The following is a 14,410-nucleotide window of genomic DNA, read 5'->3' on the forward strand; positions in this document are numbered from 1 at the left end:
GCGCCCGGGCGGCCGTCCGTAGGATCCGCTGCATGGCTGACTTCACCGCTGCACAGGCCGCCGTCGTCCGCATCGAGCGCGCGGAGGAGGGCCGGTGGGACCTCACCCTCATCAGCGACTCCGGCGTCCGGATGGGGCACGGCGTGCACCTCCCCGACGCTGCGTCCGACGACGCCGAGGACGAGCGGGTCGCAGCCCTCGACTTCGTGCGCGGGTACGGGTTCCGCTTCGAGGCCGACGCCGTCGTCACGGACGGCCCGGACGCGTTCTGGGCGCCGTTGCTCCCGCTCGGGTCCGACGAGCACCCGACGGACTGAGGCTGGTCAGTCCTGGTCGTCGAGCGCTGACCGTTCGAACCCGATCAACCAGGTCACCCCGAACGCGTCGCGCACCGTTACGTCCCAGTCGCCCCACGGCCGCTCCTGGAGGTCGTCGACCACCGTGCCGTCGGAGGCCAGGTCCACGAACCACCGCCGGAGCACCTCGGGCCGGGCGCTCCCGAGCAGGGCGAACAACAGGCCGGAGACCGCGAGCGCGGTGTCGTCGGGGCCGGTGTCGGCGGCGAAGAGCCGGACCGGGCCGACGAGCTCGCCGTGCGCCACGGCGCCGGGCGGCCCGTCCTCGCGAGCGGCCTCCTCGTACGAGGTGACGCGGACGTCGCCGCCGAAGACCTGCTGCCAGCGGGCGAGCGCCGTGCGGGCGGTACCGGGGAGCAGGAGGTACGGGGTCGGGGCTGTGCCGTCCATGGGCTGACCGTACTCCGGTGCTCGCCGGTGGGCCCCCTTCGGCTCCCTGTCCGTGGTCGACGTGAGACGCCGGCGTCGTGCCGAGACGCCGGTGTCGTGCCGAGACGCCGCCGTCGTGCCGAGACGCCGCCGTCGTGCCGAGACGCCGCCGAAGAGGACGGCGTCTCGAGCGATCGGGGGCGTCTCGCGGTGACGCCGGCGTCTCGGACCCGTCCGGCACGGCGAAACGCCGGCGTCTCGGGCCGGCCGCCCGGCTCAGGCGCGGTGCCGCGTCCGACGCGCCCGGCGCAGTCCGACCACGGCCGTGCCGAGCGTGAGGAGCGCCACGGCCCAGCCGATCGGCACGGCGGCATCGGCCCCGGTCCAGGCGAGCTCGCCGGCGGTGTCCGCGACGGAGCGGGCGCTCGACGGACCACCGTCCGGGTCCTGCCCGACCCGAGCTGCGGTGGTGGCGTCTCCCTCGGGAGCGGTCGCCGCCCGTCCGCCGGTCACCCGCACCGGGAACGTGGTCGCGGTGCCGTCGACCGACACCCGGACGGTCTGCGACGCCGCACCGGTGAAGGTCACCGTGACGGTCCCGTCGGCGCGGTCGACCCGGTCGGCGTCGTCGCTCGCACGGACCTCGGCGTCCTCGGCGACCGCCACCGTGTTGCCGAACCGGTCGGTCGTCCACGGTTCGAGCGTGAGGGAGCCGCCGAGCGCCACGCCCAGCGGATCCGGGTAGACCCGGCCGTCGGCACCGACCCAGGTGTACGTCCCGTCCGACGCGGCGGGGACGGTGCGGACGACCACGCCGACGCCGGTGGCGGCAGCGGGCAGGACGGTCCAGCGCACCCAGTGCTCCGCGGAGCCGACCGCGGTCGTCGCGGTGACCCGCACGGTGGCGGTGCCCGCGTGGGTCGGGGTGCCGGAGAGCACACCGTGGGCGAAGGTCAGCCCGTCGTCCGGGTGGGCTGTGGCGCCCTCCGCGGTGGTGAGCGAGTACGCGGCTCCGTCGGCGTCCCGTGCGCGCAGGTCGGCGGAGGACGGTTCGCCGGCCCGGACGGTCGGGAGCACCTGGGGGGAGGACTCGCTGGTGGCCGCTGCCCAGGACGGCACGTCCGCCGTCGTCGGCGAGGACGGCACGTCCGCCGTCGTCGGCGGGGTGACCGGTGTCGGCGACGACGACGCTGTCGACGCCGACACGGGCTGGGTGGCGCCCCGGGCCGTGGCGGCCGGCAGGACGCCGAGTGCGGCGGCGACCAGCACGGCGGCAGCCGCTGCGGTGGTGCGCGCTGCGGACCGAGCGCTCGGGACGTGGTGCATGGTGCTCCTCGCGGATCCCCGGAGCGTCGGGAGACCGCGCCGGGACCGGTCGTCGGGTACGTCCGGTGCCGCGAGCGTAGGCGGCGAGGAACCTTCGCGGACGATCGGTTGCGGCTTCCCGAAGGGACCCTGTGGAACCCCGCAGCGCCGTGCGGCACCGTGCGTCGCACCGCGGGCGCGGATCAGGACGCGGCGATCGCGCCCATCTCGGCGACGACGGTGCGGAGCTTCACCGCGAGCTCGTCGCTGTCACCGACGGTGTCGCGGTGCGCGACCTCGGACAGCGCGGACAGCACGAGTCCGACGGCCGTGCGAGCGGTCTGCTCGTCGGTGCGCGACGACACCGTGGCGAGGAGCGACTGCCGCGACTCGGCCATCCACTGCATGACCATCGGTGCCATCTCGGGTCGGAGCACGAGGAGCTCCTTCATCCGGCGGCGGTCCTGGGAGAGCGGGACGGTCGCGGCGATCAGGACGCACAGGTCGTCGACGAGTCGGCCGTCCGCCTCGGCGAAGCGCGTCGCCGCCCACTCCGGCACCTCGACGGTGTCGAGACCGAGCGCCGCGTGCGCCTTCGACGTGAAGTAGTTGAAGAAGGTCCGCGGGGAGACGTCGGCGTCGCTGCAGATCTGCTCGACGGTGACGCCGTCGAGACCGTGCTCGGAGACGAGCGTCAGGGCGGCGTCGTGGAGCGCCTGCCGGGTCTGCTGCTTCTTCCGCTCGCGCAACGTGCACGGCGCGGTGACCGGCTCCGGTGCTGCTGTGGTGCTCACGTGCACTCCTGTGGTGCTGGGCGGCCACCGTGTCCTGCGGTGGCCCGGGTCGTCTGCGCCGGACGGGTCCGGCACGGGGAGGCCGCCCGCACCCCGGGCGGGGTGCGGGCGGCCGGGGGTCACCGACGCTGGGTCGGCGTGGAGCCGGTCATCGGCCCGGTGAACGATCCGGCCTCGGCTGCTGCGAGCCCGGCGCGGGCCTCGAGCTCGGCCTCGGCCGACGGCGCCGAGCGGTCGACATCGGACGAGGAACCGTCGGACGAGGAGCCGTCTGACGAGGATCCGTTCGCGGCGTCGTGCTGTTCCTGCAGCGCCGAGCGCTGGCGCAGCGGCGGCACCCGGAAGAACCAGGTGAGCACGAAGGCGAGCAGGATCACGCCGAGTCCGACCCAGTAGATCGTCACGGACGAGGCGTTGAAGCCCGCCATGAACGGCCGCGTGAGGCGGCTGTCGGCGCCGGTGAGGAACGAGGTGTCGTTCGTGCTCGTCGCCGCGGAGTCCGAACTGGCGCCGTCGTCGATCTGCTTCGCCAGGGCCGGCGTGAGCTCGTCCACCCAGTACGACCGCTGCGAGGCGTTCGACCAGTCGACCGACACCGTGCCGTCCTGGACGCTGGCGTGCGCCTCGTCCGCCACGGCCTCGAGGGCTGCGGACTCTGCGGCCGGGGTGGCCGCTGCGACCTGCTGGTCGATCACGCCCTGCGCCGCGGCTGCGGGCACGGCACCGGCGGCGACCTGCTTCTGCACGGCCGCGGTGACCTGCTGCGTGACGGCCTGGTCGGCCGCCTGCTTCGCCTGCGCCGAGGCGTCGTCGAGCTTCCCCTGGACGGTCTGCTGCAGCGGGGTGGTGATCGGGGCCCAGATCGTGTCGATCGCGCCCTGGTTGGCCGGCTTGCTCGCCACCGCGGGGTCGAGTGCGGCCGACAGCGCCGGCTTGAGGTCGGCCTGGTTCGCGGTCGCCGTCAGGATGTTGCTCGGCATGACCGAGAACAGGATCGAGAGCAGCACCGCGGTGCCGAGCGTTCCGCCGATCTGCCGGAAGAACGTCGCCGAGCTGGTCGCGACGCCCATGTCCCGGGCCTCGACCGAGCCCTGCGACGCCAGGGTCAGCGACTGCATGACCGAGCCGAGCCCGAGGCCGATCAGGAACATGCCGATCATCAGGAACCAGAGCGGCTTGTCGATCGTCATGAAGGTCAGGACGACGTAGCCGGCCGACACCAGGAACGTGCCGATGACCGGGAAGACCCGGTAGCGGCCGACACGGGCGACGATCTGGCCCGAGGTGATCGACGCGATCATCAGCCCACCGACGAGCGGCAGTGTGGCGAAGCCCGACTCGGTCGGGGTCAGGCCCACGACGATCTGCAGGTAGAGCGGGATGGTCAGCATGGCGCCGAACATCGCGAAGCCGACCAGGAACCCGATGACGGTCGCCATCGAGAACGTGCCGGAGCGGAAGAGCTTCAGCGGGATGATCGCCGCGTCGCCCATCTTCGACTCGACGAGCAGCAGTGCGACGAGTCCGAGCGCACCGATCACGTAGCTGGCGATCGCGGCGGGCGAGCCCCAGCCCCAGGTGCGGCCCTGCTCGGCGACGAGCAGCAGCGGCACGAGCGTGACGATGACGGCCGTCGCGCCCCACCAGTCGACCTTCGGCTTGTCGCCCTTGCCGTGCACCTTCGGCAGGTGCAGGAAGACGATCACCATGATGAGCGCGGCGACGCCGATCGGCACGTTGATGAGGAGCACCCAGCGCCACCCGGTGATCCAGAGGATCTCGGAGGAGCCGGCGAGCAGGCCGCCGATGAGCGGTCCGATGACGGACGAGATGCCGAACACGGCGAGGAAGTACCCCTGGTACTTCGCACGCTCACGCGGCGCGAGGATGTCACCCATGATCGCGAGCGGCAGCGACATGAGCGCGCCGGCGCCGATGCCCTGCACGGCACGGAAGGCCGCGAGCATGAGCATCGAGGTGGACATCGAGGACAGCACGGCGCCGAGGATGAAGACGACGATGCCGAAGATGTAGAGCGGCCGTCGGCCGAAGATGTCGGAGAGCTTGCCGTAGATCGGCGTCGCGATCGTCGACGTGATCAGGTAGGCCGTGGTCACCCATGCCTGCTGGTCGAGGCCGTGCAGGTCGTCGCCGATGGTGCGGATCGCCGTGCCGAACACCGTCTGGCCGAGGGACGACAGGAACATGCCCGCCATCAGGCCGTAGATCACCAGGAGGATCTGGCGGTGCGTCATGAGCGGCTGCTGGCCGGAGGTGCCGGGCGCGTGCGCGCCGGTCGCCGCGTCGGGGCCGGCGGTGTCGCGGCCCTGCTGCACCGAGACGGGTGCGGTGGCGGTCATCGAACTCCTTTTTCGTACTGTGTAACTTTGCAGACCGCGCAACGATACCTCCGGTGGTTCCGGAATGCAACTAAATGGCGACGGACGGGAGGCGCGTCGCGGCGCCGCCACGCGCCTCCCGTCCGGCCACCGCTCGCCCGGTCGCGTCAGCGGGCGTCCGCCGTCCGAGGTACCGTTTCCCCATGAGCACGGACACCGCCATCGCCACCGAGACCGCCGACGAGGGGCCCGTGGTGACCTTCGCCGACCTCGGCCTGAGCGATCCGGTGCTCAAGGCCGTCAAGGACATCGGCTACGAGACCCCCTCCGCCATCCAGGAAGCGACGATCCCGACGCTGCTCGAGGGGCGCGACGTCGTCGGCCTCGCGCAGACCGGCACCGGCAAGACCGCGGCGTTCGCGCTGCCGATCCTGTCCCGCATGGAGTCGGGCAGCAAGGTGCCCCAGGCCCTCGTGCTGTCGCCGACCCGTGAGCTCGCGCTGCAGGTGTGCGAGGCGTTCGAGCAGTTCGCGTCGCACATGAAGCACGTGCACGTGCTGCCCGTCTACGGCGGTCAGGCGTACGGCGTGCAGCTGTCCGCGCTGCGCCGTGGCGTCGACGTCGTCGTCGGCACGCCCGGTCGCATCATGGACCACATCGCCAAGGGCACGCTCGACCTGTCCCAGCTGAAGTACCTCGTGCTCGACGAGGCCGACGAGATGCTCAAGATGGGCTTCGCCGAGGACGTCGAGACGATCCTGGCCGAGACGCCGGACGACAAGCAGGTCGCGCTGTTCTCGGCAACGATGCCCGCGCAGATCCGTCGCATCTCGCAGCAGTACCTGAACGACCCGTCCGAGATCACCGTCAAGACCAAGACGAAGACCGCCGCGAACATCACGCAGCGCTACCTGATGGTGTCGTACCCGCAGAAGGTCGACGCGCTCACCCGCATCCTCGAGGTCGAGGACTTCGAGGGCATGATCATCTTCGTCCGCACGAAGAGCGAGACCGAGACCCTGGCCGAGAAGCTCCGCGCCCGCGGGTACGCCGCGGCGGCGATCAGCGGTGACGTCGCCCAGGCGCAGCGCGAGCGCACGGTCAACCAGCTGAAGTCCGGCAAGCTCGACATCCTGGTCGCCACGGACGTCGCCGCCCGTGGCCTGGACGTCGACCGCATCACCCACGTCGTGAACTTCGACATCCCCGTCGACATCGAGTCCTACGTACACCGCATCGGCCGCACCGGTCGCGCGGGCCGCAAGGGCGACTCGATCAGCTTCGTCACCCCGCGCGAGCGCCGGCTCCTGTCGGCCATCGAGCGCCACACGAAGCAGCCGCTCACGCAGATGCAGCTGCCCACGGTCGAGGACGTCAACGAGACGCGCCTCAGCCGGTTCGACGACGCGATCACCGCGGCGCTCGAGCAGCAGGACCGCATCGAGAAGTTCCGTGACGTCATCGCGCACTACGTCCGCAACCACGACGTGCCCGCCGAGGACGTCTCGGCCGCGCTCGCGGTCGTGGCGCAGGGTGACTCGCCGCTGCTGCTCGACCCGGCCGACGACCAGCTCCGCAACCAGGTGGACCGCGACGGCCGCCGTGGTGAGCGCCGCGACCGTGACGACGACCGTGGTGGCCGCGAGGACCGTGGGCCGCGCCGCTCGCAGCCGATGACCGCCTACCGGATCGAGGTCGGGCGTCGCCACCGCGTCGAGCCGCGCCAGATCGTCGGCGCCCTGGCGAACGAGGGCGGCCTGCGGCGCGACGACTTCGGCGCGATCCAGATCCGACCCGACTTCTCGATCGTCGAGCTGCCCGAGAGCATGGACCCGGGCGTGCTCGACCGACTGGCGGACACCCGGATCACCGGGAAGCTCATCGAGATCGCGCCGGACCGCCGCGGCGGTGCCCGTCGGTACGACCGCGACGACCGCGGACCGCGTGCGCCCCGTCGGGACGACCGTCCCCGCCGTGACGACCGCCGCGACGACGACCGTCCGGCACGCAAGCCCCGGCACTGACCAGCCATCGGTCGGTCACTGACCGGCCACTGACCGGCCACTGACCGGCCACTAATCCGCTGCGCGACCCCGTCCTCCGGGGTCGCGCAGTCGCGTCGCGGGACCCCATCGGCCCTGCCCACTGCCGGGCCGACTCCGGGACGGACGCGAGCCGCCCGCCCGTCGCGGGTCGTGCCTCCCGTCCGGTCGGCTCAGACGGTCAGCCCGTCCACCGTGCGGCGGCAGACCTCGTCCCAGGGCGTCGGGCCGAACCCGAAGTGCGCACGGGTCGCGGTGTCGTCGACCACGTAGGGGGCCGACCACTGGTAGCCGAGCTGCGCGACCTCCCGCATGAACGGGGACACCGCGCCGATCCCGCGGAGCAGGCCGATCGGCAGTGACCGCACGCGGACGGCGGGCCGACCGGCCGTCCGGAGCATCTCGGTGAGGACCTGCTCCTGGGTCCGCGGTGCGTTGGTCGGGACGATCCAGGTCCGACCGTGCGACCGCTCGTCGTCCGCCGCGGCGACGAGGAGCCGCGCGACGTCGCCGACGTCGGTGTACGAGTGCGGCTGGTCCGAGCGCCCGATCACGGTGACGGGCTTCCCCCGCATCGCGGTCGGGAGCACCCGCGTGACGTGCCCGTTGACGCCGGTGGCCGGGCCGACGTAGTCCGAGCCGCGGACCTCGACCGTGCGGATGCGTCCGGCCTCGTGCGCCGCCAGCGCGTCTGCCCACATCCGGGCCCGCAGGACGCCCTTGTGGTCGGTCGCGGCGTCGGGCAGGTCCGCGCGCATCGGTCCGTCGACCGGGCCGTACGGGTACAGGTTCCCGGTGATCGCGTACACGGCACCCGTCCGCTCGGCGGCGTTGAGGAGGGAGGACGCCAGCGGCGGCCACACCCGCTCCCACTGCGTGTAGTCGCCGGGGTTCGCGCAGTTGTGGAGTGCTGCCGCGCCGTCCGCGACGGCCGTCAGGGCGTCCGCGTCGGCGGCGTCGAGCCCGACGTGGCGGACCCCGGGCAGACCGGTGTCGCGTCCGGAGCGGGTGACGACGACGACCTCGTCGCCACGCTCGGACAGCAGTGCCGCAGTGTGGCGACCGACGGGGCCGGCGCCGACGACGACGTGGTGACGGGGCATGGTTCCTCCTGACATCCGGGAGAGCAGTGCTCTCGGAAGCCATCATGCAGCCGGACGGGCTCCATTGCAAGAGCAGTGCTCTCGTTTGTGTGCAGTGCTCTCCCGTGGCACGCTTGACGGCATGGTGGAGAAGGCGAGGACCGCCCGGTCCCTGGCACGGGAGGCCGTGCACGCGAGCATCCTCGCGGCCGCGCGCGCCCGGCTCACCGAGGAGGGACCGGCGCAGTTGAGCCTGCGCGCCGTCGCTCGTGACGTCGGCCTGGTGTCCTCCGCCGTGTACCGGTACTTCCCGAGCCGCGACGACCTGCTCACCGCGCTGCTCGTGCTCGACTACGACGAACTCGGCGCCGCGGTCGAGGCGGCAGAGGCGCCGGTCGACCGGTCCGACCACGTCGGCCGCTGGGTCGCCGCGTGTCGTGCCGTCCGGCAGTGGGCGATCGGGCACCCCGGGGACTTCGCGCTCCTGTACGGCTCACCCGTGCCCGGGTACGTCGCACCGCAGGACACGGTCGAGCCCGCCTCGCGGACGACGCACGTGCTCGTCCGCGTCGTCACCGACGCGTGGTCGGGGGTCGCCGGGTCCGAGCTGGCTCCGGACTGGAGGCTCGGTGCCGGTCCCGCGATCGGCTCGCGGCCCGCAGCGCCGGGCGCCGTCGCCGACGCGGTCGCCTACACACGAGAGCGCGGCTTCCACGACGACCCCTCGCCCGAGGTCGTCCTGCGGACCCTGATCGCCTGGACGACGGTGTTCGGCGTCCTGTCGTTCGAGCTGTTCGGGCACGCGGTCGGCTCGGTGACCGACCCGGCGGCGTACTTCGACGAGGTGATCGTCCGCCTCGCGCACGATCTGGGGCTCGCAGCGCCCGGCTGAGCCGATCTCACCCCGCGGACGGGGCGGCGGGCTGACAGCGGTGCCCTGCCTGCGGTAGACAGGGCGGTACGGCGCACTCACCCAGCGCTCGCCGGCTGCAGCAGGAAGGACGCCGATGACCGCGCTCGACGTCAGCCGTCAGGACCGTCGCCGACTCACCACCGGTACCCCGACCAAGCGGCTCGCGACCGTGCGCACCGTCGCGCTCCTCGCGTCGATCGCCGGCGTCAACTACATCGTCTGGCGCTGGATCGGCTCGGTGAACTGGCACTCGTGGTGGATCGCGGTGCCGCTGATCCTCGCGGAGACCTACAGCGTGATCGACTCGCTGCTGTTCGCGTTCGGCGCCTGGCGACTCCGCGAACGCGGGGAACCGCCGACGAAGCCCGCCGGGGACGTCACCGTCGACGTCTTCATCACGACGTACAACGAGCCGGTCGAGCTGGTCGTCCGCACCGCCCGTGCGGCGAAGGCGATCACGCACCCGCACGCCACGTGGATCCTCGACGACGGCAACCGCCCGGAGATGCGCGCCGCCGCCGAGTCCCTCGGCATCGGCGTGATCACGCGCGGCGCCGACTGGGTCGACCGGCCACGGCACGCGAAGGCCGGCAACCTCAACAACGCGCTGCTCGCGACGCAGGGCGAGTTCCTGCTCATCCTCGACGCCGACCAGGTCCCGGAGCCGTCGATCCTCGACCGGACGCTCGGCTACTTCAAGGACGAGCGCATGGCGCTGGTCCAGACGCCGCAGTGGTTCGAGAACGTGCCCGAGGCCGACCTGCTCGGCAGCCAGGCGCCGCTGTTCTACGGGCCCATCCAGCAGTCGAAGGACGGCTGGAACGCGGCGTTCTTCTGCGGGTCGAACGCGATCCTGCGGCGCGAGGCACTCATGCAGCTCGGCGTGACCCGCTACGTGCGCGAGGTCGAGGAGTCCGTCGAGCGGACCATCAAGACGTCGCGGAAGCTGCTCGCACGAGCCCGCGAGACCGAGACCGACCCGCGGGTGCTCGACGCGCTCGACGGTGCGGAGCAGGTCGTCGACCGTGCCCGTGACCAGATCGACCGCGGCGAACCGCTCGGCGACGTCACCTACGACTTCCAGCGCGGCATCGACGCGATCGCGTACCGGTTCGCCGCCGCCGACCTCGAGTCGGTCCGCCGTGACCTGCAGGAGCTCGCCGCGATGTCGACCGAGGCGGACACCTTCGCCGGCCTCGACGACGCTGCCCTCGACGTGCTCGGACGACGGGACGCCTCGCCGGTGGCCGCGATCGAGTCCATCGCGGTGCTCGCCCGGGCGCTCGACGTGAACCGCGACGACGAGGCCCAGCCGATCATGCCGCTCGCCACGATCTCCGTGACCGAGGACATGGCGACCGCGATGCGCCTGCACGGCCTGGGATGGAGGTCCGCGTACCACGACGAGATCCTGGCGAAGGGCCTCGCGCCGGAGGACCTGCCCACCATGCTCGTGCAGCGACTCCGCTGGGCGCAGGGCACCATGCAGGTCTTCTTCCGCGAGAACCCCCTCGTGCAGAAGGGCCTGTCGTGGGGGCAGCGCCTCATGTACTTCTCGACCATGTGGAGCTACCTTTCGGGCTTCGCGGCGATCGTGTACATCGCGGCCCCGGTGCTCTGCCTGTCGTTCGGTGTCGTGCCCGTGCAGGCCTACAGCGTCGACTTCTTCGTGCGGCTCATCCCGTTCCTCGTGCTCAACCAGCTGCTGTTCTGGGTGGTGGCCGCCGGCAGACCCACGTGGCGCGGGCAGCAGTACTCGCTCGCGCTGTTCCCCGTCTGGATCGAGTCGGTGACGAGCGCGTTCGAGAACGTGTTCCGTGGCAAGCCACTGGGGTTCCGGGTCACGCCGAAGGTCAAGGACGAGTCCGACCAGCGACCGCGGTGGGACCTCGTGAAGCCCCAGCTGTACGCGATGGGTGCGCTCGTCGCCGCCCTCGTGATGATCGCGATCCGGTACGCCACGGGCCAGGCGGACGGCATCGCGCCGCTCGTGAACACCGCGTGGGTGATCTTCGACCTGTTCATCTTCAGCATCGTCGTCCGCGCCGTGCTCTACCGCGGACCGGAGGCGGGGACGCCGCAGTCCGAACACGTGTCCTCGACGGCAGGAGGCCCACTGTGACCGACCACGACCTGACCTTCGACGTCCCGGCCGTCGCCGAGTCGCTCGACGTCGTGCAGGACCGCTTCGGCGCCTGGTGGGACACCATGGCGATCGACGACGCCCGTCTCCGCTTCTCGCTCGAGACCGCCCTCGCCGAGATCGCCGCCAACATCGTCGAGCACACGCGACGCACCGATGCCGAGGCCGGCCGCGGGTACACGGTGGAGCTCTGCGCCACGGACCGTGAGCTCGTCGCGGTGCTCACCGACAACGGGCGCCCCGCCGACGTCGACCTGTCCGCCGTGACCATGGCCGACCCCGACGAGGAGAGCGGTCGCGGCCTCGCGCTGGCGATCGCCGCGCTCGACCGCCTCGAGCACGAGCACACCGGCGGCCACAACATCTGGACCCTGGCGTGCAACCGGTGAGGGGCGCGCTGGCGAAGGCCGTCGCGTTCCTCGTCGTCGTCGGGACGCTGCTGCTCGGCGGGGCGCTCCCCGCGTCGGCCGTGTCGGCTCCGGGTCGTGCCGGCGAGACGCCCTCCGACGGGCGCGTGTGGTTCGGCCCGGACCTCGACTGGGGGAGCGACGCCCCCGACGGGTACGAGGGTCGGCTCGGCGCGACGCCGTCGGTCTACGGGGTCGAGATCGAGTACCCCTTCGACCGCAGCGCACGGGACGAGTTCCTGCGGGCGACCCGCGCGGCGGCGACCCAGGGCGCGGTGCTCGCGGTGAGCCTGGAGCCGTCGCGGTCGCTGCGGTCCCTCACGAAGGCCGACGCCGCCGCGGCGAACCGGCTGTTCGAGGAGGTCCACCGGCAGTACGACACCCAGTTGCTCGTGCGCTTCGCTCCCCAGATGAACGGCACGTGGGTTCGCTGGGGACAGCAGCCGACCGCGTTCGTCCCGGCGTTCCGGACGCTGGCCGCGGCCGTGCACGCGGGTGACTCCGACGCTGCCATGGTGTGGTCGCCGTCGTACGGCGCGGGCTACCCGTTCGGCGAGTCCGCCGGGCGGCTGCAGACCCTGTCGGGCAGCGACGTCGCCGAGCTGGACACCGACGGCGACGGCCGACTCACCGCCGCCGACGACCCCTACGGCCCGTACTGGCCCGGCGCCGAGAGCGTCGACTGGGTCGGGCTGTCGATGTTCTTCTTCGGCAAGGGCAAGGCGACCGAGGCCGCCGGTCGCGACGTCCCGCTGACCCGCAACGAGGTCCCGCAGGACGGCGAGGTCGCGGCACGCTTCGACGAGACCTGGGGCTACGAGCAGACGCAGTCCGAGGGCACGTTCACCGAGCGCTTCGCACAGGGCGAGGACCGGCCGATGCTGCTCGACACCGGCGCGCTGTACGACCACTCGTTGCGCGGTGCGGCCGAGCTCCCGGTCAAGCAGGCGTGGTGGCGGCAGGTGATCGCCGCCGTGCAGGACCACCCCGAGGTCCGGGGCGTGACGTTCCTCGAGACGAACCGGCGCGAGCCCGAGGCCGGCAACCGCGTCGCCGACTGGCGGGACACGGCCGACCCCGGGATCGCCGGGTCCTTCCGGACGGACCTCGAACAGGCCGGGGACTTCGTCCTCGGACCGGTGACGGAGCGCGTGACGACGCAGGAGGGTGCCGCGGCGATCAGCCAGCAGTACGAGACCGGCGGCGACCAGATGGCGTGGATCGTCTGGTGCGCCTTCGGCCTCGCAGCGGCGTTCCTGCTGAGCGGGCTCGTCGGACGGCTGCTGCCGAGCTGGCGGTACCCCGACGACGGCAAGCCCGGGCGCGACCTGCGCCTCGACCTCTTCCGCGGGTTCATCATCCTCGCGGTGGTGATCACGCACATCGAGATCGGCGGGCCCTACTCGTACATCACGCTGCACGCCACCGGTGCGATCACCGGCGCCGAGATGTTCGTGTTCCTGTCCGGCATGGTGCTCGGCATGACGTACCCGTTCGCGATCAAGAAGTTCGGCGAGTGGGTGGCGGCCGTCGGGGCGTGGAAGCGGGCGCGGAAGCAGTACGTCGTCACCCTGGCGGTGATCGTGGTCGTCTTCGCGCTGAGCTTCGTGCCGTTCCTGAACACCGATGCGATCACCACCTTCACCGACCGGGGGACCGGCACCGGGGGCGTCGGCGCCGAGGGCCGGGTGTACGACCTGTACCCGAACGCGATGCAGCTGCTGGCCTACCCGCCGCCCTGGTTCGCGATCCGGCAGTTCCTGCTGCTCGAGATGGGGCCGTGGCCGTTCAACATCATGGGCCTGTTCGTGGTGCTGAGCCTGTTCATCCCCGTCTTCCTGTGGGTGATCCGGCGCGGCTTCTGGTGGGCGCTGCTCCTCGTCAGCTGGGGGCTGTACGCGTTCCAGGCGCTGAACCCCGAGTTCCGCCCGCTGAACTCGCAGTTCGAGTCGGTGTTCCCGCTGCTCACCTGGCAGGTGGTCTTCACGCACGGCCTGGTGCTCGGCTACTACCGGCGCCAGGTGATCGGGGCGCTGACCGGCCGACTCGGCAAGGTCCTGATCGGCATCGGGATCACCGGGTACGCCGCGTTCCTCGTCTACGTGTGGGCGGGCGACCAGTTCGGGTTCACCCCGGCACCGTTCCCCGCGTCGATGTACAACGACCTGTACAACACGGCGTACCAGCGGGTGGACCTGCAGTGGGGGCGTCTGGTCGACATCGCCTTCTTCTCGATCGTCTCGTACGCGATCCTCACCGTGTTCTGGAAGCCCATCAGCGCCGTCATCGGGTGGCTGTGGATCCCGATCGGGCAGGCGAGTCTCTACGTGTTCGTCTGGCAGGTCTTCTTCGCGCTGGCCATCGCGTCGATCCCGGGCGTGGACTGGTTCAACGGCTGGATCGGCTTCGCGGCCCACACGGCCCTGATCCTGCTGGTCTGGTACATGATCCGGAAGCGCTTCATGTTCTCGGTCATCCCGCGCTGACCCGCGTGGGCGGCGTGGTCCGTCGCAGCGGGCTCCGAGTCTCGTCCTGACCGACGGTCCTCGCGGTCGGCGGCACGAGGACCGTCGCTGAGCCCGAGTCTCGGGCCGGGCTGGGCCGGGCCGGGCGGGCGGGACGGAACGACGGACGGGAGGCGCGGTGCCAGCTGGCACCGC

The 14,410-nt window shown here is 71.8% G+C and carries 11 protein-coding genes; 6 read left to right on the top strand and 5 right to left on the bottom strand.

Annotated elements, in window-relative coordinates; translation table 11 throughout:
- The first annotated feature begins 32 nt into the window (after positions 1–32).
- The gene (locus PIJ49_RS07180) at positions 33–317 is read left to right on the top strand and encodes a hypothetical protein (protein ID WP_251155310.1); all 285 of its coding nucleotides are present in this window, start codon (positions 33–35) and stop codon (positions 315–317) included.
- A 6-nt stretch (positions 318–323) separates the two neighbouring features.
- Here PIJ49_RS07180 and PIJ49_RS07185 read toward each other — a convergent pair whose 3' ends face one another.
- The 4 genes from PIJ49_RS07185 to PIJ49_RS07200 form a co-directional block, all read right to left on the bottom strand.
- Entirely contained in the window at positions 324–746 is a 423-nt protein-coding gene (locus tag PIJ49_RS07185; RefSeq protein ID WP_271826199.1) for a VOC family protein, read from the bottom strand.
- Between the two features lie 255 nt (positions 747–1,001).
- Positions 1,002–2,051 carry a hypothetical protein gene (locus PIJ49_RS07190; protein WP_271826200.1) on the bottom strand — a complete coding sequence of 350 codons (1,050 nt, stop codon included), beginning with the start codon at positions 2,049–2,051 and terminating at the stop codon, positions 1,002–1,004.
- Between the two features lie 182 nt (positions 2,052–2,233).
- Entirely contained in the window at positions 2,234–2,824 is a 591-nt protein-coding gene (locus tag PIJ49_RS07195) for a TetR/AcrR family transcriptional regulator (protein WP_066652370.1), read from the bottom strand.
- 119 nt (positions 2,825–2,943) lie between these two features.
- On the bottom strand, positions 2,944–5,184 hold the full coding sequence (locus tag PIJ49_RS07200; RefSeq protein WP_442874612.1) for an MDR family MFS transporter: 2,241 nt from the start codon (positions 5,182–5,184) through the stop codon (positions 2,944–2,946).
- Positions 5,185–5,366: 182 nt separating this feature from the next.
- Here PIJ49_RS07200 and PIJ49_RS07205 point away from each other — a divergent pair, with 182 nt between their 5' ends.
- The gene (locus PIJ49_RS07205; RefSeq protein ID WP_271826201.1) at positions 5,367–7,187 is read left to right on the top strand and encodes a DEAD/DEAH box helicase; all 1,821 of its coding nucleotides are present in this window, start codon (positions 5,367–5,369) and stop codon (positions 7,185–7,187) included.
- 191 nt (positions 7,188–7,378) lie between these two features.
- On the opposite strand, the gene PIJ49_RS07210 is transcribed toward PIJ49_RS07205, so the two are convergent.
- Positions 7,379–8,308: an NAD-dependent epimerase/dehydratase family protein gene (locus PIJ49_RS07210; protein WP_271826202.1), complete on the bottom strand. Its 930-nt coding sequence runs from the start codon at positions 8,306–8,308 to the stop codon at positions 7,379–7,381.
- Between the two features lie 121 nt (positions 8,309–8,429).
- Here PIJ49_RS07210 and PIJ49_RS07215 point away from each other — a divergent pair, with 121 nt between their 5' ends.
- The 4 genes from PIJ49_RS07215 to opgC all read left to right on the top strand — a co-directional run bounded on the left by PIJ49_RS07215 (position 8,430) and on the right by opgC (position 14,236).
- Positions 8,430–9,179 carry a TetR/AcrR family transcriptional regulator gene (locus tag PIJ49_RS07215; protein WP_209683867.1) on the top strand — a complete coding sequence of 250 codons (750 nt, stop codon included), beginning with the start codon at positions 8,430–8,432 and terminating at the stop codon, positions 9,177–9,179.
- 115 nt (positions 9,180–9,294) lie between these two features.
- Positions 9,295–11,322 carry a glycosyltransferase gene (locus PIJ49_RS07220; protein ID WP_066652384.1) on the top strand — a complete coding sequence of 676 codons (2,028 nt, stop codon included), beginning with the start codon at positions 9,295–9,297 and terminating at the stop codon, positions 11,320–11,322.
- The gene (locus PIJ49_RS07225) at positions 11,319–11,732 is read left to right on the top strand and encodes an ATP-binding protein (RefSeq protein WP_066652386.1); all 414 of its coding nucleotides are present in this window, start codon (positions 11,319–11,321) and stop codon (positions 11,730–11,732) included. Before PIJ49_RS07220 ends, PIJ49_RS07225 begins: the two co-directional genes overlap by 4 nt.
- On the top strand, positions 11,720–14,236 hold the full coding sequence (gene opgC, locus PIJ49_RS07230; protein WP_209683864.1) for an OpgC domain-containing protein: 2,517 nt from the start codon (positions 11,720–11,722) through the stop codon (positions 14,234–14,236). The genes PIJ49_RS07225 and opgC overlap by 13 nt, the downstream gene beginning before the upstream one ends.
- The last annotated feature ends 174 nt before the right edge of the window (positions 14,237–14,410 follow it).

Source organism: Curtobacterium uvaldense, assembly GCF_028307415.1.
In the GTDB taxonomy this organism is placed as follows: Bacteria; Actinomycetota; Actinomycetes; order Actinomycetales; family Microbacteriaceae; genus Curtobacterium.